Here is a 23629-nt window from a genome sequence, read left to right on the forward strand (position 1 = left end):
AGGAGGCCGCAGATTGAGTACCCATCTGCCCAAGATCTACGCACTTCATGAGAACCCTGAATGGTTCCCGCCCTTCGCCCGGGCCTTCGAACTCGAAGGCCTGGACGTCGAAGAATGGATCCTGACCGACGGGGTCCTCGATCTGGATTCCGCCCCACCGGAAGGCATCTTCTGGTCCCGGATCAGCGCCTCCTCCCACACCCGCGACCACGGCCTGTCCAAGGACTACACCCGGGCGGTGCTCTCCTGGCTGGAATCCCACGGACGCCGTACCGTCAACGGCCGGCGAGTCCTCGAACTCGAGATGAGCAAGGTGGACCAGCTCAGCGCCCTGCGGGCGGCCGGGATCGAAACCCCGCGCACCGTCGCCGCCATCGGCCGCCACCGGATCCTGGAAGCCGCCCAAGGATTTCCGACCCCGTTCATCACCAAGCACAACCAGGGCGGCAAAGGTCTGGGTGTGCGAAAGTTCGAATCCCACGACGAGCTAGCCGAGTACGTGAACTCGACCGACTTCGAAGAACCCCAAGATGGCATCACCTTGATCCAGGAGTATGTGCAGGCCGCCGAACCGCAGATCACCCGGGTGGAAATCATCGGCGGTGAGTTCGTCTACGCGATCACCGCCGACACCGCCCGCGGCGGCTTCCAACTCTGCCCCGCCGATGCCTGCGAGATCGACCCGGTGACCGGCAAGGCCATTGCCCCGCCCGGGGCCACCCTGGCCCCCGAGCCAGGTCAGCAACTCTTCAGCCTGCGGGAGGACTTCCAGGACCCGATCATTGACAAGTACCTGGAGTTCACCCGTCGGGTGGGTCTGGAGGTGTGTGGCATCGAGTTCATCGAATCCATCGACGGGCGGCTGCTGACCTATGACGTGAACACGAACACCAACTACAACGCCGCCGTCGAGGCCTCCGCCCCCAAGTCGGCACCGCGGGAACTGGCGCGCTACCTGAAGAAAGTCGCGCAACAGTGAATCACCCCACATGTGTTGGGAGGGAGTTCCTGATCCAGATGGCCCACGACAGGATGGATACATGACGGAGCACATGCCGAGCGACGAGATCATCCCTGACACGGACCCGGTCACTGGTCCCGTGGTGGCGCCGGAGTCTGCCACGGATCCCGTCCGGTCCGATTGGAACCCGCGGGGCCCGCAGGTCCGTCGCAACCCCGTGGCCGCCTATGACGAGTTGCGCTCACGCTGTCCCGTGGCCCGCGACACCAGTGGTGCTTGGACGCTGTTCACCCACGCTGACGTCACCGCCGCCGCGCTGGACCACGAGAGCTTCTCCAACGCGGTTTCCCGTCACCTCCAGGTGCCCAACGGTCTTGACGGTCCTACCCACACGGTGTTCCGTGCCCTCGTGGAGCGGTATTTCACCCCTGAGCGGATGAGCGCCCTGGAGCCGGTGGTGCAGCGGGTCGCCACCGACCTGGTGGGCCAGCTCGAGGTCCCCGGCTCGATCGATGCCGTGGCGGTCGGCTCCCGCTTCGCGGTGCGGGCCCAGACGGCCTGGCTGGGGTGGCCTGCAGGCCTGGAGGAGGATCTGCTGCAGTGGATGCAGGACAACCATGCCGCCACCCGCTCCCGGGACGCTTCTCGCACCGCGGAGGTCGCCCAGCGCTTCGACGCCATCATCCGGTCCCTGATCGACGTCCGCCGTGAGGCCGGCGACGACGCGCCCGATGACGTGACCACCGAGCTCGTGCATGCCCGGGTCGACGGGCGGGAACTCACCGATGAGGAGATCGTCTCGATCCTGCGCAACTGGACCGGCGGTGACTTGGGCTCGATGGCGTTGTGCACCGGAGTAGTGCTCGCCTATCTGGCCGACCACCCCGATCTGCAGGACCGGTTGCGTTCGGGCGTGTCCGACCGGGAGTTCGACGCGATCCTCGACGAGATCCTGCGGATCGACGACCCGTTCGTGGTGAACCGCCGCATCACCACGGAACCCGTCACAGTCGGTGGTCGAGAACTGGCCGCCGGCGACCGGGTCCTCCTGAACTGGACCGCCGCCAACCGCGACCCGCGGATCTTCGGCGACCCGGAGGCGTTCGACCCGGTCGGCAACGCCCCGTACAACCTGGTGTACGGGATCGGCAAGCACGTGTGCCCCGGCAGGCCTCTGGCGACCCTCGAGCTGCGGGCACTGACCCGCGCCGCCCTGGCGGCGACGGCCGCGATCGAACCCGACCCGGACCGGCCGCGGCAACGCGAACTGCCACCGGCCGGCGGTTTCGCCACCGCCCCGCTGCGCCTGCGGTGACACCTCCCGCTCTGGCGGGAACACCGACCCCGTGTCGGGGTGGAGGCATCTGCCCCTCCCCGGCCGGGGCCGAGCACCCGTAGCTCCTCGGGACGCCCGAGCAGTCAACCCCTGGGGTCTAGTAGTTCTGGGGCGGGTCGGAGGCGGGGAAGGAATCGCGTCCCCACCCTTCGACCCTCGCTTCGTCCCGTTCGTACTGCGCGGCGGCTGTTTCCGCGCCCTTGATCAGCTGCTGGAGCTGGACGGGTTCGACGCTGGTGCGCGTTGCCGTAGCGATGCGGGGGCTCGTGGTCTGACTGGTCTTCTCGCGCATGGGATGTTCCTTCTGTGTGCTGGATCCGCTCTCTCGCGTCCCGCCTCAAGATGAGTCGACAGGACGCCGGTGTGACGGCCCCCGTCAATGGGCTGGGGCCGCCACACCGGCGCCCTTGTTCTCACCGCACGAGGCTCCGGGCGTGCCCAGGATCAGCACACGGGGGTGGGTTCGATGACGATCTTGCCGGTGGCGTGACCGGCCTCGACCTCGGCGATCGCCCGTCCTGCTTCTGCCAGGGGATAGCAGGCGGTGACGTGGGGATCGACGAGTCCGTATTCGATGACCTCGGTGATCTTTTCCATCGCCTCCGCGGTGCGTTCCAGTGCCGCCCCGCCCAGTTCTGTGGCGGTCGTGGCGTCGGCCGCGGAGATGATCCTGGCCGGGTCGGCGACCAGGCCGGCAACCTCACCCAGGGCCTCACCACCGACGAGGTCGACGATAAGGTCCACCCCGTCGGGGGCGACCTCGCGGACACGGTCGGCCACGCCTTCCCCGGAGGGGACGAAGGTCGCCCCGGTGGATTCGACGATCTTGCGCTTGGACTGGCTGGCGACGCCGATGACGGTGAACTGATGGACGCGCCCGATCTGGGCGGCCATCAGTCCCACTCCGCCGCCGGCGCCGAGGATCAGCAGCCTCTGGCCGGGTTCGAGCTCGATTTGGTGGGTGGCGTCATAGGCGGTGGCCGCAGCCACCGGGATGGTCGCGGCGTCGGCGAAGGAGATCTCCTCGGGCTTGGCGACCGCCTCGGCCGCCCGCACGAGGGTGTGCTCGGCGAACCCGCCGTGGCCGTCGGCGACGGGGCCGAGGATCTCGTCGCCGACCGCGAAACCCTTTACGCCTTCCCCGAGAACGGTCACGACGCCGGAGATCTCCCGGCCCATCGGGGCCGGCAGCTCCCGGTCCCGCCCCAATGCCCCGGAGCGGATCTTCCAGTCGACAGGATTCACCCCGGCGGCCCGAACCTCCACGGCCAGCTCGCCCGGGCCAGGCTGCGGGGCGGGCCGATCGAGGAGCTGCTGGGTCTCAGGACCGCCGAAGTCGGTGAACACGTACGCCTTGGACATGAGTTCTCTTCTTTCTCTGCTGTCTCTCTGTGATCTCGTGATCTCTTCCGGGTGGGGACGGGCTCAGGCCGTCGGGGGCTCGTCCTGACCGGCGGCTTCGGCCGCGTCGGCCTCGTCCTTGGTGGCGTAGGCGGCTTCGGCGGCGTGTTCGGGCGGGCTGTAGACGGTGTAGAGCACCAGGGGCTGCTCGCCGGTGTTGCGGAAGTTGTGCCGGGCCCCGGCCGGGACCGCGCACTGGTCACCGGCTTCGATCGGATGCGTGTGCCCGTTCAGGTCGGCTTCCCCGGTGCCGGCGACGAAGGTGAGGATCTGATCGGTGTGCTCGTGGACCTCCTCGCCGATCTCACCACCGGTAGGGATGGTCATGACAACGATCTGAGCGTGTTGGCCGGTCCACAGCACCTGGCGGAAGTCGGGGTTGCTGCCAGCGATGTCGGCGATGGTGAAGTGCTCAATGTTGCCCTCGATGATGAAGTGCTCTTGCGCGCTCATGATGCTCCTCCTGCAGTGATGGTGGTCTCTCCGCCCGGGGCCGGGCAGGACTGGTGGTGCGTTCCACCCCGTGGCGGGCGGTCCTGGTGTGGGGCCGCCCGCCACGGTGGTGTCCTAGGACCGGGATGTCACCCGGTCTGTGGCCGGGGCGGCCGGTGTGGTGCCCGTCGCGGGGGTGGTGTCCTGGGCGCGGCGCAGCAACCGCATGGCGTTGGCGATCACGACGAGCACAGAAGCCTCGTGGACGAGCATCCCGATCGACATCGTGACCCCGCCGGCGAAGACCCCGGCCAACAACAGCACCACGGTGATCAGGGCGACGGTGATGTTCTGATGCATCACGGCCACGGTGCGCTTGGCCAGCCCGATCGCTTCGGGCAGCTTCAGCAGGTTGTCGCCCATCAGCGCGATGTCGGCGGTCTCCACGGCCACAGCCGAGCCGGCCGCGCCCATGGCCGCGCCGATGTCCGCGGTGGCCAGGGCGGGGGCGTCGTTGACGCCGTCACCGACCATCACCACCAAGTGGCCCTCCTGCTGCAGCGCCGCCACCGCCTCGAGCTTGTCCTCGGGCAGCAGCCCGGCGCGGATCTCGTCCACGCCGGTGACCTTCCCGATGGCCTGGGCCACCAGCGGGGCGTCACCGGTGAGCATGACGACCTTCTCCACCCCCGCCTCGTGCAGCCGGGCAACCATCTCGGCCGCGTCGGAGCGGACCTGGTCGGCCACGGCGAGCACCCCGGCCACGGCGTCATCGACGGCCACGATCATCGGGGTCCGCCCGGCCGCGGCCAGCTCCTGAGCCGCAGCTGCAGCCTTCGGGTCGGTGATGCCGTACTGCTCCAGCAACGCGGCGTTGCCGATCAGCACCCGCACCCCGTCAGTGGTCGACACGATGCCCTTGCCCGGGACTGGGTCGACCGCCTCGGGAACCGCGGAGGCTCCCACGCCCTCGGCCGCAGCGGCGTCGAGGATCGGGCGGGCCAGGGGATGCTCGGAGCCAGCCTCCGCGGCCGCGGCCCAGCCCAGCACGCCCGCGCGGTCCAGCGCCGGGTCCAAGACGACCACGTCGGTCAACTGCGGGCGGCCCTCGGTGAGCGTACCGGTCTTGTCGACGGCGACGGCGGTGATCTTCGCGGAGGTCTCCAAGAACTCCCCACCCTTGATCAAGATGCCGTTGCGCGCCGCGCGGCCGATGCCGGCCACGATGGCGACCGGGATGGAGATCACCAGGGCACCGGGGCAGCCGATGACCAGCAGGGTCAGGGCCAACACCACGTCACCGGTGATCAACCCGGCAGCCAGGGCCAGGACCATGATCGCGGGGGTGTACCAGGTGGAGAACCGGTCGATGAACGCCTGGGTGGCCGCCTTGGCGTCCTGGGCCTCCTCCACCCGGTGGATGATCCGTGCCAGGGTGGTGTCGGCACCGATGCCAGTGGCCAGCACCTGCAGGAACCCGCCGCGGGAGACGGTGCCGGCGAAGACCTGATCGCCCTCGCCCTTCTCCACCGGGATGGACTCGCCGGTGATGGAAGCCTCGTCCACCGCACCGGTGCCGGCCACGACCTGGCCGTCGACGGGAACCTTGGCCCCGTTCTTGACCAGCACGATCTCACCCATCACCACATCCGCGGCCGGAACCTCCACCTGTTCCCCGCCACGGAGTACGACGGCGGTGTCCGGGGCGACGGCCACGAGCTCGGCCAGCGCCGAGCGGGTCTTGTTCAGGGTGGCGGACTCCAGGGCATGACCGACCGCGAAGAGGAAAGTCACCGCGGCGGCCTCCCAGTAGTTGCCGATGATGACCGCCCCGATCGCGGCGACCGCCACCAGCAGGTCGATCCCGACCGTACGAGCGACCAGCGCCCGGGCAGCCTTGACCACGATGTTGTAGCCGGCAACCACGGCCGCAGCGATCATCAGCACATCCGCCCACCGGACCGAGCCGATGACATTGGAGGCCGCGAACGAGGCAAGGATCAGCGCCCCCGCAACCGCGGGGATCGCCCACCGGCCGTACATCCAGCTCTGCACCCTGTTCATGGTGTCCGTCCTTTCCTGGAACTCCTCCGCCCCCGATGGGGGGCTTGTTCACGACGCTACGCAGAACCCACAGACCAGAACATGACGGGGGTCAATCAACCGCGAACCGCTGAGAAGACCCGCCACGACTCAGTGATGCGGACACAGCGAAAGCGCCGCTGCCGGGCCTCCTGGGAAGGTCGCGGCAGCGGCGCGGGCCGTGGTGATGGACCAGCTCAGAAGACGGCAGGGCGGGCGGTGTAGCCGGCCTTGGCAACAGCGGCGACGATCTCCTCCACACTCACGTGGGCAGGGTCGTGGTCGACCTCGATGCGGGCCGAGGCGAAGTGGACCGTCACCGCCGAAACGCCCATCAGACGCCCGACGCGCTTCTCGATCTTGGCCACACACGACGGGCAGGAGAAGCCCTCGGCACGCAGGACCGTGTGAGTGGTGGTGGCTGTGGTGGTGGTCATGGTCGGGGTTCCTCTCCCTGTTGTGGAGTACACACCTCATCGGGTGTGTCCCCAACCTATGCAGGGCCGGGTCCTCGAACCATGACGGGCGTCAATCAACCGCGAAGCTCGGAGGACCAGGCCTCCGTTCCGGCGATCTCCGCCAACCGGCGCGGGTCGCGCACAGCGGTCCAGCGGCGGCCGGCGTTGATGACACCGTCCTTGCGCCACCGGCTCATCACCCGGGAGACGGACTCCGGGGTCGACCCGGTCATCCCGGCCAGGTCCGCCCGCGACAGCGGCAGCTCGATCAGCGTCCCGCCCTCGCGAGCGGGCTCCCCGAACTTCTCCGCCAGGCGCAGCAGGACCGCCGCCAGTCGCTCGGCCACGGTGGCCGTGGACTGCCGGGTAACGTCGGAACGGGCCTGGGCGAGCAGCGCGGCGGTGTCCTCAAGCACCCGCAGCCCCACCACCGGGTGCTCGCCGAGGATCTGCCGGAACGCGTCATCGCCAACCCGCAGGGCACACACGGTGGTCAAAGCCTCGACAGTCTCGGCGTAGGCTTCCTGGCCGAGGGTGCGCAACCCGCCGAACAGGTCTCCCGGCCCTAGCAGCTCCACCACGACCTCCTGCCCATTCGGTGCCGTCCGGTAAGCCTTGGCCCGTCCCGCGGCCACGAGGTAAAGGTGTTCGGCAGGCGCTCCTTCGACATGGAGCGCGTCCCCCTCAGCCCAGGACAGGGAGGTCATCCTTCGGTCGATGTCCGCCAGCTGCTCCTCGACCAGCCCGGCGAACATCGGTGTCCGGGACAGCACCTGCATCCGCACCGGCGCCGGGCAGGAGTGGGGCTGCGCGCAGGTCGACCGCAACGGGATCCGCCGCCGAGCAGACACCGGGCTAGCATCCGGGGACATCCGCGCCGGCGACCCCTGCAGGCCCTCGGCGTGCGAGGAGGTGCTCATGCTGTTCCCTTCAGGCCAGGTAGGGGAAACGGCACCAGGTACGGGGCGCCCACCTGGTCACCGGATCGCGTCGTTCGAATTCCACCGTACTCCCACAGCATTCGGCCCCGGCCCCGCGTCCCGCTTTCACGGACCCCGGCCCGCATCAGCAACATGGCTTCTTCCCCCAGACCTTCTCCAATGGGGGTGCATCTCACAGACACCACCAGTGCGCGCAGAGCTTTCCCCGCTGACGTGTCGCTGGCGCCCGTTCGGCGTGGCGCGCGGGGAGTCCTGCAGCTTCCAGGAGGAGCGTGGACGCTGTGAACACCTCACGTCCCGAATCGACTCCTCCAGCCCATCAGCAGCGGAAGCCGCCCCGGGACTTCGCCGCCGTCCTGCCGCTGTTGATGGGCTCGGCTGTGGGCGCGGCCGGGGGCAGCACCTTCGTGCTGGCCAACGCCTCCGCACTGGTCCCACCGCGGCCCGGACTGACCCTGGTTGCCTGGGGCGTGCTCGCGCTCGGATGGTTGGCCGCGACACTGCTGCACCGGCACGACCCCGCCGTAGCACGGCCGCGCCGGCATGCCCTGACGATTTACGTGACGAGTGTGGTGGCGACGCTGGTGCTGATCCCACTCGCCACCACGGCCTTCGGCACCCTCGAGGCAGAGCCCCTGCGTCCCGCGGCCATCGCCGCGGCGGTGGGTCTTTTCGTACAGTCCCGCTGACCGCGAACCGACCGTGCCGTGGCTCGGGTACGGCTACGGCTTCTGCGGACGGGTGCGCGGGTGATCGTTGTCCTCAGGCCAGGTTCGACACGCCCGTGTAGGTCGCGTAGGCCGGGAGCCCGGTCCGTTCGTAGACCTGGAGGGCGAGCCCGCCCGGGGTGGTCTGATTGCTGACCAGCTGCAGGCGCGCTGGCGCGCCACCGTCGGGGAAGAGGCGGCGCCCGTGGCCGAGGACGACCGGGGCCACCACGAGCCGGAGTGCGTCGATCAGTCCTGCGGCCAGCAGAGACTGGGCCAGTCGAGCGCTTCCGTGGATCTGAGGCTCGGCCCCGGGCTGCTGTTTGAGTTCTGCGATCTGGGCCGCAACGTCGCCGGAGAGGACCGTGGTCGGCTTCCACGGGCCGGTGGTCAAGGTGTGCGAGGCGACGTACTTCGGCAGGCTGTTCATGAGCTCGGTGAAGGGATCGTTCGGGTCGGTGATCTTCGGCCAGTCCCTGGCGAAGGCGTCGTAGGTGCGCCGGCCCAGCAGCAGTGCCTCGGCCTGGCCCAACCACTGCGCGGCGCGGTTGATGAACGCCTCGTCCAGGTAGGGGACCAGCCATCCCCCCTGGGTGAACCCACCGCTGGTGTCCTCCTCGGGTGATCCCGGGCCCTGGGACACCCCGTCGAGACTCACGAACTCGGTGACGGTCAGCTTCATCGTCTTCTCCCTTCGGTGGGCGTGGGTCTAGGTCCGTGGCTCGACGAGCTCGGGCGGCAGTCTGGTGACGGTGCCCCAGCCCTCGTGGAAGCCCAGCCGTTCGTGCCGATCACGATCGGGTCTGCTGGCTTCGCCCGGTTCCTGTCGGAGGCCGGCACAACAGCCCGGTGATGATTCACGGCAGGAGTCCGGAGTCGCGCTGACCGGCCCCCCACCGCTTGTCGGACTGTCGCGCGACAGTTCCCATTGTCTGGCAACTTTCGCGCCCCGGGGCCCTTCGCTCCCGCAAAACAGGTCGCCGTGTCTGTTCACTATCGATTGACTCGGGTCGGGGCCTTGTTCCAGGCTGGACGAGTTCCCGGGCGGAGACGATTTCGCCCTGACCGATCGAGGAAGGAGTCACCATGGTGGATCTCGGAGGCTTTGCGGACAAGGCCAAGAATTTCGCCAGCGAGAACCCGGACAAGGTGGAGCAGGGCATCCAGGGCGGCGGCGACATGGTCGATGAGCACACCGGCAACAGGTTCCAGGACCAGGTGGACCAGGCCCAGGAACACGCCGGAGGTCTGGTCGGCGAGCAGAACCCTGAGGATCAGCAGAACTGATCCGCACGTGTTGTCGCGGGCCTCGGACCCCATGTGGGGCCCGAGGCCCGCGTCGTGACGTCGACCTTCAGTTCGAGGAGCCGGTTTCCCTTCCCGGCACGGGATGCGGCGCCCAGGTGTCCGACCGGCCCACTCGTGCGCACCCCTCGAGGCGGCCGCCACCGAGCACTCGACCGACCAGCCCCCTGCCCCTTGCGGGCCTCCACAACGGGTCGTTCCCACACGACTCCAGCACTGCCCGCCCCCAGGCGGTGGGCACAAGGCACCCAGGGGCAGGCGGCGCTGAGCATTCGGACCGATGTGCCGCTAGCAGCGTCTAAAAGGACATCGATACGGTCTCAATAGGTTAGGGCGGCGGGGTTCTCGGTGGGCTCAGCGCCGATAGTCTGGGCGCATGCTTAGAGGATTCAAAGAATTCATCATGAAGGGCAACGTCCTGGACCTCGCCGTCGCCGTGATCATCGGTGCCGCCTTCGCCCAGGTCGTCAACGCCCTCGTCGAGTCCGTGCTCATGCCCGCCATCTCGGCGCTGGTGGGCTCACCCAACTTCGACTCGTTCGCGATGATCACACTCAACGGCAACGACATCCGGTTCGGGGTGCTGCTCACCGCCCTGGTCAACTTCCTGCTCGTGGCCGCCGCCGTGTACTTCGCGATCGTGTTGCCCATGAACAAGATGATCGAGGCCCGCAACCGCCGCCTGGGCATCGCCCCCGCCGACGAGGAGGCCGACCCCCAGGTGCAACTCCTCACCGAGATCCGGGACGCCCTCAAACAGCGCTCCTGACCCTCTCCGCCCGCCAGGGCCCGTCCCGGATCTCGGGACGGGCCCTGCTCCTTTCCTCCCCATCCATACGAGAAGACGTCTCGGAAAACGAACCTCTACCGCAGCACGGTCCGCCGCTAACGGGCCATATGTAAAGCGCAGAAGGTCGAGCTGGCCCTGGTTGCTCTATCCTCCGGCCAACTGGCAGCTGTGCGGCAGGCCATGGGCCTGCCGCATCAGTCCTTGGGTCAGTTTTTACGTGCCGTCGACACCGAGAAGGCGCCGCCCCGGAAGATGCGGGCGGCGCCTTTCCCTGCCTATTTGGCAGGAACGCGTTCCATATCAGTTGGAGGATGCACGTGGTGCTCCCATCCCCCGGTCCACCTGGTGGGGTCCCGCGGCGGAGGGGCGGATGTCGAAGTCGAAGATCGCGGTGGGGATGTACACGGTCGCGCACGAGTTCGGGATGTCGACCACCCCGGAGAACCGGCCCTCGATCGGTGCGGCGCCCAACAGTAGGTATGCCTGCTCCGGGGAGTACCCGAACTTCGTGAGGTAGTCGATCGCGTGCAGGCAGGCCCGCTGGTAGGACAGCTGTGAGTCCAGGTAGCGCTGCTCGCCGTCGAGGGTCACCGAGGTGCCGGAGAAGGAGATCCACTCGCTGTACTGCGGGTCCGTGTTGCCCGGCAGGAAGATCGCGTTCTCGGAGACCCCGTAGGTCTCCATGCCGCCCTTGATGACGTCCACGTGAAAGTCGATGAACCCGCCCATCTCGATGGCCCCGCAGAACGTGATCTCGCCGTCGCCCTGGGAGAAGTGCAGGTCGCCCACGGAGAAGTTCGCCCCGTCCACGAAGACGGGATAGAACACGCGGGTCCCCTTGGTCAGGTTCTTGATGTCCTGGTTGCCGCCGTTCTCCCGGGGCGGGGCGGTGCGCGCCGCCTCCGCGGCGACCCGCTCGACGTCGGACTCCGGGACCCCGCCCAGCAGGGCGTCCTGGGGCTCCGGCGGCAGGGCGAGGGGCGGGACGCGTTCCGGATCGGTGGCGATGAGCGCTCCTTCGCGCGCGTTCCACCGGGCCAGGAGCTCGGCGGAGGGCGCGGTTCCCATCAGACCGGGGTGGACGATGCCGGTGAACGAGACCTCCGGGACGTGGCGGGAGGTCGCGGTCTGGCCGCGGAAGTCCCAGATCGCCTTGTAGGCGTCCGGGAACCGGTCGGTGAGGAAGCCCCCGCCGTTGGATCGTGCGAAGACGCCGGTGTACCCCCAGCCCTGTCCGGCCAGTGGACCGGAGTCCTCCTGCGGGATGGGGCCGACGTCGAGGATGTCCACGACCAGCAGGTCGCCCGGCTTCGCGCCCTCCACCGCGAATGGGCCGGAGAGCTTGTGCACGGTCGTCAGCGGGGCGTTGAGGACGTCCTGCGCGGAGTCGTCGTTGACGATCGCGCCGTCGAACCACTCCCGGCAGTGCACCCGGAACGTGTCCCCGGGCCGCACGGTGGCCACCGGGGGAATCTCCGGGTGCCACCGGTTGTGCCCGACGAGCTGCTGGTCCTCGAAGGGTTTGGTGGAGTCGAGGGGGAACAGGTTCTGTGGCATGGATACCTCCAGTGTTCAGGGTCGGGGCAGCTTTTGGTGGAGTGGGTTCCGTGTGACCGGTGCAGCAGGACGATGCCTTCCGGCAGGAAGCGAGGTGACGATGTCCGGGGACTCGGCCGAGGCCCGGGTCCGATCCATCAGCGCGGCGGCGGACCCGGTGACCCGGGACAGTCCCACCGCGCTGACCCGGCGGAAGGCTGTCTGCTCGCAGAAGCGGCACGGCACTTCGCGGATGGAGCTGGACATCGGCAATATCGTCTCGAACCGGTCCCCGGCAGAGCAGGAGAACTCATACAGCGGCATTCGCGCCTCTTTCTGCTGGGACGACCCAAAAATTACGCTTCACGTGTTGCGATTGCGCGATGCCGCAAAAATCGCCATTGGCCAGGTTCGAAGGTATCGACGGAGGGCAGACTCGCGGCATCATCGGCGGCGTCTTATTAGGGAGCCGGTCGCAAGTTCCCCCGACCAGGTACTCGCCTGGCCGAGGGAACTTACTGAGCCCCACGGACAGTCCTATGGACTTGATTCAGGACTGGGCCGGCAGCACGTACCGGCCGGTCCGGTCGGTAGCCAGGGCAAGGGAGGAGATGTACTGCTTCTCCCCGTGCGGGCCGGGCTCGGCGGAGAGCAACATGTCCGGGCGCTCGAACTCCAGGCCGCTGATGTGACAGAGGAGCTTGGCGTCGGAGGGGTTGCCGTCGGCGTCGAACATCGGCAGGTCGATGCCGTCGTCGGTGCGCCGCAGGTAGTACTTCCCACGGGTCGCCACGGCGAGCAGGGGCGGGCAGACCAGCGCCAGGCCGATCGCGAACATCGGCGAGTACGGCTGCACGGCGGCGCCGAACGCCCCGAAGAACACGGCGATCGAGATGCCCGCGGAGAGCAGCATCGAGACGAAACCGACTGGGTTGATGGCGTAGAGCATGCCGCGGCGGAACTCGGGGGCCTTGGGCGAGAGCTTCAGCAGGTACTTGTTCACGGCGATGTCGGTGGCGACCGTGACCACCCAGGCCATCGCGCAGTTGGCGTAGAAGCCCAGGATGGTGTTGAGGAAGTCGAACATGTTCGCCTCCATCAGTACCAGGGCGATGGCCAGGTTGACCAGGATGAAGACGAACCGGCCCGGGTAATGCTTGGTGATGCGGGTGAAGCTGTTGGTCCAGGCCAGGGAGCCCGAGTAGGCGTTGGTGACGTTGATCTTCAGCTGCGAGACCACCACGAGGATCAGGGCCAGGGTGAGCGCCAACCAGGTCGGCATCATCTCCTCGTACACGCCGAGGAACTGGTGCACCGGCTCGGTGGCCGTCGCCGAGGCGGCCGGGTCGAGCTTGGCGAGCAGCCAGACCGTGATGAACAAACCGGTGGCCTGCTTCAGGGCACCGAAGACCACCCAGCCGGGCCCACCCATGATCACGGCGGTCCACCACGCGCGGCGATTGGCGGCGGTCTTGGGCGGCATGAAGCGCAGGTAGTCGATCTGCTCGGCGATCTGCGCCATCAGGGAAAGGCACACCCCGGCGGCCAGCATGACCGCGGACATGCTGACCCCGCCGTCGCCACTCTCGCCCTGGTAGGCGAAGAAGGTCTCGACCGAGCCCGGGTTGGTGACCACGAGGAAGGCCAGCGGGAAGACCATGAGCAGCAGCCACAGCGGGGTGGTCCACACCTGCAGCTTGGCCAGGGTGTTCATCCCGTAGATCACCAGGGGGATCACCACGAGTGTGGAGACCGCGTACCCGATCGCCTGCGGGACGCCCAGCACCAGCTCGAGGCCCTGGGCCATGATCGAGCCCTCCAGGGCGAAGAAGATGAAGGTGAACGTCGCGAAGATGATGTTGGTGACCACGGACCCGTAGTAGCCGAAGCCTGAGCCGCGGGTGATGAGGTCCAGGTCGATGTTATACCGGGCCGCGTAGTAGGCCAGGGGCATGCCGGTGGTGAAGATGATGACCGCGGCCACGGCGATGCCCAGTAGGGCGTTGGCCGTGCCGTGGGCCATGCCGATGCTGGCGCCGATGGAGAAGTCGGCGAGGTAGGCGATGCCGCCCAGGGCGCTGGTGGCCACCACGCCCGGGCCCCACTTACGGTACGAGCGTGGGGCGAAGCGCAGGGTGTAGTCCTCCAGGGACTCCTTGGTGGCCTGGCTGACCTCGCGGTCGGGGGCCCCGGGGACGTGCGCGCCGGCGTCGAGGACGGTGACGCCAGGCGGCGCCTGGTCCGAACTTTCAATAGAGAGCTTGTCCGACATGATGTCTTCCTTTGATGAGTGTGATTGAGAGAACCGGGTCGCGAGGACCGCGCGGCGGGACGAAGTGGCGTTCAGGCGGTGGCGGCAACTCGTCGGCATACGATGCGGTCGCCCTGGAGCTTCAGGAGCAGCCGTGCCGGCGAGGTACTCGAGGCAGCGCAATCATGGAGGTGAGCCGACAGCGGAGCGAGCAGCTCTTGGCGCAGTACCCGCTCCAGGGCCCGGGCCCCGTAGACGTGGCTGAAGCCGATCGAGAGCAGGTGCTCGGTGACCGCTTCGTCGATGGTGAGCACGATGTGGCGGTGCTTCAGCGTTCCTCTGAGGGTGTCGAGATCGCGGTCGAGAATGGAGCGGGCTGTCTCGCGCCGGATGCCGTCGAAACGGACGATCTCATCGATCCGGTTGAGGAATTCCGGGTCGAAGAAGTCCTCCAGGGCTCGATGGAAGACGCGCTCGTCCCGCCGGTTCATCCACAGAGCGTGCCGAGCGGTTGCGCGGTCCCGGTCATCGGCAAGCCGGGGACGGGAGAGCTCGAGGGTGGCAGCCGTCTCCGCCCCGCGACGAGTGGCCCGTGACAGCCAGGAGTTGCGCTTCCGGGTGGCTTCCGCGACGCCGAGGTTGGAGGTCATGACCACGATGCAGTTGCGGAAGCTGATGACGTCCTTGCCGTTGGCCAGACGCAGGTACCCGTTGTCCAGGATGTGCAGCAAGGACCTGACGACGCTGCTGTGGGCCTTTTCGATCTCGTCGAAGAGCACGATGCCGGGGGTGCCGGGATTGGACTCGATCTTGTCCCGGTCCAGCACGGACAGGCCTTCCTTGCTCCCGGCGTACCCGGGAGGGGCGCCGCTGATGGCGGCCGCGTAGTGCTCCTGGGCCATGGAGCTCATGTCGACCCGGCAGAAGTCGTCCTCACCGCCGCGGATGGTTCGGGCCAGGGCCTTGACCGTCTCGGTCTTACCGACTCCCGTGGGGCCGACGAACAGCAGGTTTGCCAGCGGTCGGTCCGTTGGCATCAGGCGGGCTTGTGCGATGGAGACCGCGCGCACCACTGCCTCCACCGCAGGCTCCTGGCCGAGGACGGCCGCCTGCAGCTGAACGCGCAGTCCGTCGGTGAAGGGAGAGGCGCCAGCAGCAGGGGAAGCCTCGGTGACCCGCTCACCTTTTGTAGGCGCGGGCCCTGGAGCGCGGCCGTCGGTCTCCGGCCGCGCCCCGGACACGTCGTAGGACCCAACTGACATGGGGTGCGCCTACGCCTCAAGGACCTTCTCGTAGGGCAGGTCGTAGACCGGGCAGTCGGCGACCCCGATGGTGTCGCGGGTGATCGCCTCGACCTGTTCCTGGGCCTTCTGCGCGTCAGTGACCCAAGTCTTGTAGAAGTCGAAGGGGCAATCGGCGATGCCCTTGTCTCCGTCTCCGGCGTTCCACACCCCGGTGTAGCCGCGATGCAGGAGCTTGAACAGGTGGTTTTGCGCCTGGTCGTTGGCTCGTGCGTCCCGGATTTCCGGAACCGAGAGCTGGGCGTACTGGATGCCGTTGACCTCCTCGCCGGTTTCTCCCAGGGTGCGCCCGTCGAAACCGATGATCGAGGAGTGCCCGAAGTAGGTGTACACCCCGTCGAAGCCGGCGCAGTTGGCCACGGCGACGTAGCAGTTGTTGGCCCAGGCCATGGCCTTGGACATCAGCACCTGCTGGTCCTTGGCCGGGTACATGTATCCCTGGCAGCGGACGATGAGTTCTGCGCCCTTCATGGCGCAGTCACGCCAGATCTCCGGGTAGTTCCCGTCGTCGCACACGATCAGCGACACCTTCAGCCCTTTGGGGCCCTCGGTGACGTAGGTGGTGTCACCGGGGTACCAGCCCTCGATCGGGTTCCAGGGCAGGACCTTGCGGTACTTCTGCACGATCTCGCCCTGGTCGTTCATCAGAACCAGCGTGTTGTAGGGCGGCTTGTTGGGGTGGTCTTCGTGCCGCTCTCCCGTGATGGAGAAGACCCCCCAGGTCTTGGCCTCCCGACAGGCGGCGGCGAAAATATCCGTCTCCTCGCCGGGGATCGTGGAGGCAGTCGCGTACATCTCCTCAGAGTCGTACATGATTCCCTGGGTGGAGTACTCCGGGAACACAATCAGGTCGAGGCCTGGCAGACCACGCTTGATGCCCACGACCATCTCGGCGATCTTCTTGGCGTTTTCGATGACCTCCGCCTTGGTATGCAGGCGCGGGATCTGGGCGTTGACGACGGCAACGCCGACGGTGTCCGGGCTCGAGGTGATGTCTCCGTGACGCATGACGATCCTTTCGAAGTGAGCATGGGCGGAAAATTCCGCCCGCGAATTGCTTCCATTTGAAAGTAATCGGACCGTGATGCCGCTCGGTGTCGGCAACGTTTCCGAGCAGTAAAAAACGGTTACACAGACGTAAATTTCATTACGAATATGTAAGTAGTGGACGAGGTTGCGGAAGCCGAGGGCTGAGCCGCGGAGGTGTTCGAGCCGACCGTTCAGGGCCTCGGTGGGACCATTCGAGGTGCCGGGCCGGTCGAAGTAGGCGAGGATGTCAGCGGCCCGCTTGTTCAGGGTGCGGCCCAGCACGATAACCTCCTTCAGGGCGGCGGGGACACCGCTGCCGACGGCGTCGATGACGGCCTGCATGCGGATGCGTCCCGTGGCCCGGTCGGGTTCCCGGTAGGCAGCGATCATCTTCTGGTAGATGCCCCAGGTGGTCTCGACCTCGACGTGGTCATCGCCGGCGAACAGGGTCTCTAGGCGGGTCTTCTGTCGGGCGGTGAGCAGGTCCAGACCGGTGTGGAGGGTGCGGCGGGCCCGGTAGAGCGGGTCGGTGGCACGCCCGCGGTGGCCGTGGAGGTCTTGCTGGACCCGCCTGCGGCATTGGTCGAGGGCATCCCCGGCGAGGCGGATCACGTGGAATGGATCCATCACAGCAGTGGCATCGGGCAACTCTTCGGTGGTGGCGGTCTTGAACCCGGTGAAGCCGTCCATCGCGACGACCTCCACCCCGGCCCGCCACTGCTTGGGACGGGCAGCGAGCCAGGTCTTGAATGCTTGCTTGGAGCGGCCCTCGACCATGTCCAACAAGCGTGCCGGGCCGGTGTTGTCCCTGATCGGAGTGAGGTCGATGATCACGGTGACGTATCTGTCGCCGCGGCGAGTGTGGCGCCAGACGTGCTCGTCGACGCCGAGCACGCGCACGCCGTCGAACCGCTTCGGGTCATCAATCAGGACCCGCCGGCCTTCGGCCAGGACGGCGTCGTTGGCGGTGTTCCACGACACGGCCAAGCCTTCGGCGATCCGGGCGATGGTGAGGTGGTCGACCACGAGTGCTTCCAGCGCCCAGCGCAGCGCCCGCCGGGACAGCTTGGATCGCGGTTCGGCGGCCTTGCTCATGTCCTGGCGCCACACGTGCCCGCACTCGGAACACCGGTAGCGGCGCACCGTGATCAGCAGGACGGTGGGTCGCCAACCGAACGGCTCGTGCGCCAACCGGCGAACCACGCTGCCGCGCGGGGTTCCCTCACAGCCGCACCGTCGGCACCACGGGTCGGGATTGGCGACCCGGCAGGCCAGTACCGCCTGGTTCGGCTCCACATGCTGGCCGATGACCTCGAGGCCGAGCTCATCGAGGCGGGTGAACGTGGTCAGGTCAGGGCTAACGAAGGTAGCGTGGGGCACGTCGAGGTCTTCCGGATGGGCAGTGTGAGAACTTCCATCTTCGGGAGGCCTCGACCCCCATCCACGTACCGACGCGCCGCACAGCTCAAGACACCGCTACACCCTGCTTTGTGATGAGCCCAATTAGCTTCCCCATGTCTACTCCTCTGTCTCGCAACTAACGCTGAGTATCAAATTTTAGAGGCATAGAAAAGGCACAAGGATGCGAGACGTCCTATGAGAAAATCTCCGGCTGTTGGATTCCGAAGTCGCCTGCTCTGGCCATTAATGCGGTTGTCCGCTGAAGGAGGCGGGTACGGGTTCGTCTTGCTGATCAACTGCTGGACCAACAATCCAGTAATCGACAATCACCTCCACGCCGAAGGCCTTCCCCGCCATCAATGAGCCGTAAACGGCCGGCCCCATCGGCTCCAATGCCGATGAAAGAGTTTCCTTTGCGCCGGTCCGAATTTCCTCCTGAGTGGCACGGGTGAGAGCAGTTTTGATGCCAGGGCGGTACTTGATCACGCCGCCGAAGTCCGGGGGTACACCCATTGGATGTGTGATCAGGACGAGTGCGAAGACCGGGGCCGAGTGTCCATCGAGAAGTTTGAAGGCCTTCGCCATATCGGCTTCGACCATGCGGGTGTACTTGCGGACGTTGGCACGGTCCTGGGTAACTACGTCGAATGAGTACAGGGCTTTGACTTCCACCAATGCAATCGGTGTAGCCTCCGAGTTGAGAAGTGCCAGGTCGATGCGTTTCCCTTTACGATGCCATTCGCGAGCGACCACCAAGTCGGGCCTGCTCGTAGACAGACCCCAGGCAAGGCGGTCGCGCAGCGGCAGTTCCACTTTCGACGTCAACGCCAAGTAGGCAAGTTCCCCAGGGGCGAACGATGATGCTGCGGCCTTCAAAGTTCGCGCCAGATCAGCGGCAGTAATCTCAACCATGACCCTATGGTTACACTGCCGGACGCTCGTCCGTAATCCGGTGCTTTCTGATGTGGCGAATTAAAACCCATGTCATGGTGATAGCAGTAATGCTGATAACCTGATTTCACCGCGGCATGTGCATCGCAGGACCGTGCCAATCAAATGCGTTCAGGGCACGCTGCACGCACTGTTGCGCTGTCGATACTGTTTGAGGGCTCACATCAACCTCACCGTAGGACCCGTCACCAAGCGTTCCTCCGTAGCGATTGTCGTTCAGCATGTCGACCACGAGCACACCGCCGCCCGGCGCATGAATGGCTTTGTTCGCAAGAGGTTTTAATTCGATCCTGTCCTTGCGCCGCTTGCCTTGCACGCGATCTTCTGCGTGATGGGACGAATCTCGAGCCTGCACGAGATCAGGAAAAGCCAATTCGAATTCTTTCAACACTTCCGCAATGTCAATCGGCACATCCGGCACTTTTGTTAGCAGACGGAGCGTCTTCTGCAGCGTATCTAACGCATACACACAGGACTTCGCGTGAATGAAGGGGATCCGGTCTTGATATCCCTGTGGCAGATGACCTTCTCTCCATTTCATCCGCTTAGCTTCTCTCCGCGCTGATTCGCGTATGTCATCCATCTGCTGGAACCGAGATTCAGGCGTCAGATCGTGGGGTAGTTGACGTAATAGCTCTTCCTCGACAGCCCGTTCACGAACTCTGTCACTCTCCCAGGAAGACGATCGATCTTCTGCTGATTCATAGGCTCTGTCTCTGCTGTTCTCAAACATATTGAGCGCCAGGGTTGCATCCTCCACGCAAGTGACGAGCAGATGGAGTAATGACTCAACATCACGACGCACCTGATCATCGGTAATGCCCCTAAGCCAGCACCCTGGCTGCACCAATTCGAACACGTACATACTGGCCTGCTTTCTACGGGGGAGGGGGAGGGAACAATTTGGTCCAAGTGAGGACACCCGGTAGCCCAGGATCAGGCGCGGGAAGTTGAGCCCGCATGGCTCTTCGTACCTGCGGCGGGGGTCGATGACACGCCGGGGCACGGGGGGGGTGAGGTCGGGGTCGGGGCCTCCAGGATCGGAAGCGACCGAGCTGACCGATCGGAAGGCCTCGACTGTGTCCGAGCCTACGCTGTGCTGCCGTGCGCGCACGAGCATCTCCGCCCCGTATTGCGACAACTGCGACCTGCTCGTCGGTCTCGACGGGCTGCATGTGATCGCCGTGGGGCGTGATGAGGTGGGGCTGACGTTGACCGTGGAGTCGCCCCGGCCCCGGCCGGGGACCCGCTCTACCGGGTCCGGAACATCCGGCGCACCGGAGCGGAGAACCTCACCGACCGACAAAGAGCCCGCCTGGAGAGCGCCTTCGCCGCCGCCGACCGCCATGTCGCGGTCGAGGTCGCCTGGCTGTGCGCCCAGCAGCTGCGATCCGTGTACCACCAACCCACCCCGGCCACCGGGCGGGCCATCGCCGAGAAGGTCCTGAACTCGTTCCACACCTGCCCCGTCCCAGAGATCGCCCGTCTGGGGCGGGACATCAGAAAGTGGCGCAGCGAGTTCTTCGGCTACTTCGACACCGGCGGCGCCAACAACGGCGGCGCCAACAACGGCGGCACCGAGGCGATCAACGGGCTCATCGAACTGCACCGACGCATCGCTCGCGGCTTCCGCAACCGTGAGAACTACCGGCTGCGGATGCTCCTCATCGGCGGCGGACTCACCGACTGACCTGACCCCCACCGCAGGTACGAAGAGCCCCCAAAAAGTTGAAGTCCACCTTGAGGACGACCTCGATGGTGGCCCAGCCGAGCACAGCCTCACTTCCGCCCTGGACGGCAAGGACTACGAGAGCGACCTCTCCAAGCCCAACAACGAGCGGCTGCGCGCCCGTTCGTGGCGGCAGCCCGCAAAGCCCCCACCGGCACGACTGGGCAGCACAAGCGGGCCGCCGGCACCCCCAGCTCTGCGAGGGAGACCGCCGCGATCCGAGCCTGGGCCAAGGCCCACGACCACCAGGTCTCTGACCTGAGTTGGCTCATTCGTTTAGTGCGTGAGTTCCGCGCCGTGGATGGCGTCGAGGACGGCCTGCTGATCGGCGGGGATGGCCGGGGCGAAGGTCTGGGTCGTGCCGTTGATCGCGATGGTCGCTGAGCGCAGCGGCCGCAGCTGTCGGATCACGTTGCGGATGGCCAGCCCGGTGCGGTCCTGCACGGTGCGGGAGAGGGCCAGGGCGGTGAAGACGATGGTCAGGTGCGCCTCGATCGCATCCCGGGTGCGGTGGAACATGGGCCTGGCCCGCAGATCGGTCTTGGACATCCGGAAGGACTGCTCGACGTGCCACAACTCGTGGTAGGAGCTGATCACCTCACCGGGGCCCATGATGTGGGCGGGGATGTTGGTGACGTAGTCCTTGAGCCCGACCAGCTGCCGGGCTCGGGCCAGTGAGGCCTCGTCCTGGGCGCGCGCCCCGTGGGTGGTCTTCGCGAACCTGGGGGTCCGTGCGGCTTGTTCCCCGGCGACAACGGCGCGAGCCCGGTTCTCCTGGGCCGTGAGCGTCGCGCTGTCACGGACGGCGCGTTTGCGGGAGTGGGCCCATACCGCCCGCCACGAGCCCGGGAGCTGGGCAGGGTCTCACACAGGTTCGGCGCGCAGCAGCTGGTTCTTCTCGCTCGTGCGCCCAATGCGCGGGGTGATGGTGTCGATGACGTGCCCGTCTTCGAAGGCGTTTCCGTGCCAGCGGAAGTGGGAGGCGAGGTCAATCGGAGCTTTCCTCGCCCGGGAGCCGACGATGAACCGCAGGCCCGCCTCCTCGAGCTCACGCAGGTTGGCCGCCGAGAGCATACCGGCGTCGGCGATGACAGCCATGTCGGCCACCCCGTGCCGGGCCTGGAAGGCCTTGATGATCGGGACGATCGTGGTGGTCTCGGCTTTGTTGCCCTCGAAACACCCAACCTCCAGAGGGATGCCGGTGCGGTTCACCAGCAGCCCCACCACGATCTGAGGGTCCACCCGCCGTTCCTTGGAGTAGCCGACCTTCCGCAGCCCGTCTTCCTTCTCGGCCTCAAAGTACAAGGTCGTCACGTCATAGAGAACCAGGCTCATGACCCCGCCGGCCACGGCGTGGTCGAAGCAGGCCGTGGCGATCGTCTGCCGGTACTGATCGGCCGCAGCACGGGTCAGGGTGCGTTTCATCGTCAAGTAGCTGGCCGGGACCTGACCCAAATCCTGCAGCACCCGGGCGGTGTCTAGCAGCGAGGTCGGTTCCACGACCCGCGCAATCACCAGATCCCGGAACACCTCATTACCGACCGCGCCGAAACCGAGGTGGGTGAACAGCTGCGCCAAGGCGTGGAACAGCACTCAAGAATCGGTGGCCGCCACCGCCCCGGGCCGGTCCCTGACCACCTGCGGGCCCGGCTGGCCCGCTTCGAACAATCCCGGCTCACCGGCAACGCCCAGCAGCGGTACCACCTGCGGCGTTGGCTCCACTCCCAGCTTCAGTGTCGTCTGAGCGGGATGCTCCAGCAGCCGGCGGGCTTGGTCCAGCAACACACCCAGCTGCGCCTCCGTATGGGCTGAGCCCAGATGCTTCAGGATCCGCTGGCGAGGCCCGGAACACTGGGCGATCTGCACCGCGGTGGCCCCCGAGGCCGTTCTCACCCGCCTGATAAATGCCACACCAAGACTGTAGAACACCGTATTAGTGCGCGAAAACAACCCCCAGGAACCCATCACCCCACGTCACAGCGATGCCCCTACCTGAAAACTCGCCGCTTGAGCCAAGTCGGGTCTGACGTGGCGACCTTATCGATGCTCGTGTAGAACTGCGCGGTGGTTCCTTCAACCAGCTCACTGATTCCCCTGACCCGGAGCGACTCGCCGTCAGCCGTGTGATCGACGGAGGACACCAACCACTGCTCGTCCACGACAACAACGATGGCGCCCGGGGCGATCGAGCATTTGGTCGGTCACGGAGGTCCCCGAGGGGGTAGGGGCGCGCTAGGGTCAGTCTATCGACGCAGACTGACTTGGGGACCGTCGCGACGTGGGGGGGTCCGATTGAGCGGGGCGGCCCATCGGCATGAAACACCAATCCGCCAAACCAAATATCATGAATGGTTCGCCGGATTTTCCGTTTCTTCTCTTAAATTCTTGTTTCTCAGCTCGTGAATCAGTCGATTTGCATTATTTGCCACACCCGGGCCAAGAAGCTGGGATCTAAACTTGCCAAGCTCCAATCCATTAAACGATTGCTCATCTTCGGTATAATCTACTTCCGAGATGTCGCGGTGGTAGACGCTGTCATATAGAGCAGATGTGATTTGGTCTCTCGCTTTCGAGATTGTCAGGTCTGTGATTGCAAATAATACAATCAATAGTGCTCCAACCAGCCAAAAGACAGCAATCATACCCCACGAGTCCCCCCCATCTGACATGGCTAAAGCAAACAATCCCCCCACAATGGAAGCACTTCCCAAAATCAAAAACATAGCTTCAGTGAATGGCTGTGACCGTACTATACGTTTGGATATGTTTGCGATTGTCTCCGCCTGCGCTGCCACCAGCCAACCTTTAGCAATATTACTTGACCTAACCTCCTCGTCAGTCGCTTGCCTTTCCAGATAAATAATTTCTCGAATTTGTTTATTCCATGAATTAAATTGAGACTCACCCTTCAAGGAAGACCGCCAAGCCACCAGCGCACCTACTATCGTGGCCACAACGCTGGATCCGAAAAACGCGACGAGAATTGCCGCCAATGACTCCATGAAATATCATCCCCTT

21 protein-coding genes and 3 pseudogenes are annotated in these 23629 nt (G+C 66.0%); 7 read left to right on the forward strand and 17 right to left on the reverse strand.

The features are described 5' to 3' along the window. The first annotated feature begins 13 nt into the window (after positions 1–13). Together CKW39_RS05300 and CKW39_RS05305 are read left to right on the forward strand one after the other, a co-directional pair. Complete coding sequence (locus tag CKW39_RS05300) at positions 14–979, forward strand: RimK family alpha-L-glutamate ligase (RefSeq protein WP_240505670.1); 966 nt, start codon at positions 14–16, stop codon at positions 977–979. A gap of 61 nt (positions 980–1040) precedes the next feature. Next, positions 1041–2276: a cytochrome P450 gene (locus CKW39_RS05305; RefSeq protein WP_173674284.1), complete on the forward strand. Its 1236-nt coding sequence runs from the start codon at positions 1041–1043 to the stop codon at positions 2274–2276. A gap of 118 nt (positions 2277–2394) precedes the next feature. On the opposite strand, the gene CKW39_RS05310 is transcribed toward CKW39_RS05305, so the two are convergent. The 6 genes from CKW39_RS05310 to CKW39_RS05335 all read right to left on the reverse strand — a co-directional run bounded on the left by CKW39_RS05310 (position 2395) and on the right by CKW39_RS05335 (position 7590). After that, the gene (locus tag CKW39_RS05310; RefSeq protein ID WP_095797123.1) at positions 2395–2589 is read right to left on the reverse strand and encodes a hypothetical protein; all 195 of its coding nucleotides are present in this window, start codon (positions 2587–2589) and stop codon (positions 2395–2397) included. Positions 2590–2741: 152 nt separating this feature from the next. Then, the gene (locus CKW39_RS05315) at positions 2742–3659 is read right to left on the reverse strand and encodes an NADP-dependent oxidoreductase (protein WP_095797124.1); all 918 of its coding nucleotides are present in this window, start codon (positions 3657–3659) and stop codon (positions 2742–2744) included. Positions 3660–3722: 63 nt separating this feature from the next. Then, complete coding sequence (locus tag CKW39_RS05320) at positions 3723–4151, reverse strand: cupin domain-containing protein (protein WP_095797125.1); 429 nt, start codon at positions 4149–4151, stop codon at positions 3723–3725. A 114-nt stretch (positions 4152–4265) separates the two neighbouring features. Then, positions 4266–6194, reverse strand: a complete 1929-nt coding sequence (locus CKW39_RS05325) for a cation-translocating P-type ATPase (RefSeq protein WP_095797126.1) — start codon at positions 6192–6194, stop codon at positions 4266–4268. Between the two features lie 215 nt (positions 6195–6409). After that, positions 6410–6649: a heavy-metal-associated domain-containing protein gene (locus tag CKW39_RS05330; RefSeq protein WP_095797127.1), complete on the reverse strand. Its 240-nt coding sequence runs from the start codon at positions 6647–6649 to the stop codon at positions 6410–6412. 95 nt (positions 6650–6744) lie between these two features. Continuing rightward, positions 6745–7590, reverse strand: a complete 846-nt coding sequence (locus CKW39_RS05335; protein WP_095797128.1) for a Crp/Fnr family transcriptional regulator — start codon at positions 7588–7590, stop codon at positions 6745–6747. Positions 7591–7892: 302 nt separating this feature from the next. On the opposite strand from CKW39_RS05335, the gene CKW39_RS05340 reads away from it, so the two are divergent. After that, the gene (locus CKW39_RS05340) at positions 7893–8300 is read left to right on the forward strand and encodes a hypothetical protein (protein WP_143469936.1); all 408 of its coding nucleotides are present in this window, start codon (positions 7893–7895) and stop codon (positions 8298–8300) included. 73 nt (positions 8301–8373) lie between these two features. Here the strand turns inward: CKW39_RS05340 and CKW39_RS05345 are convergent, their stop codons facing one another. Continuing rightward, positions 8374–9000 carry a dihydrofolate reductase family protein gene (locus CKW39_RS05345; RefSeq protein ID WP_095797130.1) on the reverse strand — a complete coding sequence of 209 codons (627 nt, stop codon included), beginning with the start codon at positions 8998–9000 and terminating at the stop codon, positions 8374–8376. 404 nt (positions 9001–9404) lie between these two features. On the opposite strand from CKW39_RS05345, the gene CKW39_RS05350 reads away from it, so the two are divergent. Both CKW39_RS05350 and mscL read left to right on the forward strand, forming a co-directional pair. Beyond that, on the forward strand, positions 9405–9605 hold the full coding sequence (locus CKW39_RS05350; protein WP_095797131.1) for an antitoxin: 201 nt from the start codon (positions 9405–9407) through the stop codon (positions 9603–9605). A 394-nt stretch (positions 9606–9999) separates the two neighbouring features. Further along, a complete protein-coding gene (mscL, locus tag CKW39_RS05355; protein WP_031283557.1) occupies positions 10000–10392 on the forward strand; it encodes a large conductance mechanosensitive channel protein MscL in 393 nt (130 codons plus the stop codon). Between the two features lie 321 nt (positions 10393–10713). On the opposite strand, the gene fmdA is transcribed toward mscL, so the two are convergent. The 8 genes and pseudogenes from fmdA to CKW39_RS15250 form a co-directional block, all read right to left on the reverse strand. Beyond that, positions 10714–11970, reverse strand: a complete 1257-nt coding sequence (gene fmdA, locus CKW39_RS05360) for a formamidase (RefSeq protein ID WP_053447539.1) — start codon at positions 11968–11970, stop codon at positions 10714–10716. 15 nt (positions 11971–11985) lie between these two features. Next, positions 11986–12273 (reverse strand): FmdB family zinc ribbon protein, encoded by a 288-nt coding sequence (locus tag CKW39_RS15925; protein WP_143469937.1) that lies wholly within the window; start codon positions 12271–12273, stop codon positions 11986–11988. 226 nt (positions 12274–12499) lie between these two features. Beyond that, positions 12500–14221 (reverse strand): cytosine permease, encoded by a 1722-nt coding sequence (locus CKW39_RS05365; RefSeq protein WP_254049289.1) that lies wholly within the window; start codon positions 14219–14221, stop codon positions 12500–12502. A gap of 71 nt (positions 14222–14292) precedes the next feature. Further along, positions 14293–15462, reverse strand: coding sequence for an AAA family ATPase (locus CKW39_RS05370; protein ID WP_095797132.1), 1170 nt, complete (start codon positions 15460–15462; stop codon positions 14293–14295). Between the two features lie 9 nt (positions 15463–15471). Then, positions 15472–16509: an aliphatic amidase gene (locus CKW39_RS15750; RefSeq protein WP_095797290.1), complete on the reverse strand. Its 1038-nt coding sequence runs from the start codon at positions 16507–16509 to the stop codon at positions 15472–15474. Positions 16510–16659: 150 nt separating this feature from the next. Further along, positions 16660–17910: pseudogene (locus CKW39_RS15755) on the reverse strand (ISL3 family transposase); the annotation flags it as partial. 264 nt (positions 17911–18174) lie between these two features. Continuing rightward, a complete protein-coding gene (locus CKW39_RS05385) occupies positions 18175–18843 on the reverse strand; it encodes a hypothetical protein (protein ID WP_095797133.1) in 669 nt (222 codons plus the stop codon). Positions 18844–18949: 106 nt separating this feature from the next. Next, positions 18950–19747 (reverse strand): hypothetical protein, encoded by a 798-nt coding sequence (locus CKW39_RS15250; protein ID WP_143469938.1) that lies wholly within the window; start codon positions 19745–19747, stop codon positions 18950–18952. Positions 19748–20149: 402 nt separating this feature from the next. Between CKW39_RS15250 and CKW39_RS05395 the strand changes: the two genes are divergently transcribed. Beyond that, a complete protein-coding gene (locus CKW39_RS05395; RefSeq protein ID WP_371514610.1) occupies positions 20150–20572 on the forward strand; it encodes a transposase in 423 nt (140 codons plus the stop codon). After that, positions 20520–20995 (forward strand): annotated as a pseudogene (locus CKW39_RS05400) (histone-like nucleoid-structuring protein Lsr2). The gene CKW39_RS05395 and the pseudogene CKW39_RS05400 overlap by 53 nt, the downstream one beginning before the upstream one ends. Here the strand turns inward: CKW39_RS05400 and CKW39_RS05405 are convergent. Beyond that, positions 20888–22522 (reverse strand): annotated as a pseudogene (locus CKW39_RS05405) (IS1634 family transposase). The pseudogenes CKW39_RS05400 and CKW39_RS05405 sit on opposite strands and share 108 nt — an antisense overlap. A 431-nt stretch (positions 22523–22953) precedes the next feature. Then, on the reverse strand, positions 22954–23613 hold the full coding sequence (locus CKW39_RS15255) for a hypothetical protein (protein ID WP_143469939.1): 660 nt from the start codon (positions 23611–23613) through the stop codon (positions 22954–22956). Between the last annotated feature and the right edge of the window lie 16 nt (positions 23614–23629).

The organism is Kocuria sp. WRN011, from assembly GCF_002295155.1.
GTDB lineage: Bacteria > Actinomycetota > Actinomycetes > Actinomycetales > Micrococcaceae > Kocuria > Kocuria carniphila.

What these genes read in the sequence shown, in the direction of transcription:
- CKW39_RS05365 (WP_254049289.1), bottom strand. Translation starts at nt 14,221, where the DNA reads ATGTCGGACAAGCTCTCTATTGAAAGTTCGGACCAGGCGCCGCCTGGC.
- CKW39_RS05350 (WP_095797131.1), top strand. Translation starts at nt 9,405, where the DNA reads ATGGTGGATCTCGGAGGCTTTGCGGACAAGGCCAAGAATTTCGCCAGC.
- CKW39_RS05345 (WP_095797130.1), bottom strand. Translation starts at nt 9,000, where the DNA reads ATGAAGCTGACCGTCACCGAGTTCGTGAGTCTCGACGGGGTGTCCCAG.
- fmdA (WP_053447539.1), bottom strand. Translation starts at nt 11,970, where the DNA reads ATGCCACAGAACCTGTTCCCCCTCGACTCCACCAAACCCTTCGAGGAC.
- CKW39_RS15255 (WP_143469939.1), bottom strand. Translation starts at nt 23,613, where the DNA reads ATGGAGTCATTGGCGGCAATTCTCGTCGCGTTTTTCGGATCCAGCGTT.
- CKW39_RS15750 (WP_095797290.1), bottom strand. Translation starts at nt 16,509, where the DNA reads ATGCGTCACGGAGACATCACCTCGAGCCCGGACACCGTCGGCGTTGCC.
- CKW39_RS05370 (WP_095797132.1), bottom strand. Translation starts at nt 15,462, where the DNA reads ATGTCAGTTGGGTCCTACGACGTGTCCGGGGCGCGGCCGGAGACCGAC.
- mscL (WP_031283557.1), top strand. Translation starts at nt 10,000, where the DNA reads ATGCTTAGAGGATTCAAAGAATTCATCATGAAGGGCAACGTCCTGGAC.
- CKW39_RS05335 (WP_095797128.1), bottom strand. Translation starts at nt 7,590, where the DNA reads ATGAGCACCTCCTCGCACGCCGAGGGCCTGCAGGGGTCGCCGGCGCGG.
- CKW39_RS05305 (WP_173674284.1), top strand. Translation starts at nt 1,041, where the DNA reads ATGACGGAGCACATGCCGAGCGACGAGATCATCCCTGACACGGACCCG.
- CKW39_RS05320 (WP_095797125.1), bottom strand. Translation starts at nt 4,151, where the DNA reads ATGAGCGCGCAAGAGCACTTCATCATCGAGGGCAACATTGAGCACTTC.
- CKW39_RS05385 (WP_095797133.1), bottom strand. Translation starts at nt 18,843, where the DNA reads ATGGTTGAGATTACTGCCGCTGATCTGGCGCGAACTTTGAAGGCCGCA.
- CKW39_RS05315 (WP_095797124.1), bottom strand. Translation starts at nt 3,659, where the DNA reads ATGTCCAAGGCGTACGTGTTCACCGACTTCGGCGGTCCTGAGACCCAG.
- CKW39_RS05325 (WP_095797126.1), bottom strand. Translation starts at nt 6,194, where the DNA reads ATGAACAGGGTGCAGAGCTGGATGTACGGCCGGTGGGCGATCCCCGCG.
- CKW39_RS15250 (WP_143469938.1), bottom strand. Translation starts at nt 19,747, where the DNA reads ATGTACGTGTTCGAATTGGTGCAGCCAGGGTGCTGGCTTAGGGGCATT.
- CKW39_RS05310 (WP_095797123.1), bottom strand. Translation starts at nt 2,589, where the DNA reads ATGCGCGAGAAGACCAGTCAGACCACGAGCCCCCGCATCGCTACGGCA.
- CKW39_RS15925 (WP_143469937.1), bottom strand. Translation starts at nt 12,273, where the DNA reads ATGCCGCTGTATGAGTTCTCCTGCTCTGCCGGGGACCGGTTCGAGACG.
- CKW39_RS05330 (WP_095797127.1), bottom strand. Translation starts at nt 6,649, where the DNA reads ATGACCACCACCACAGCCACCACCACTCACACGGTCCTGCGTGCCGAG.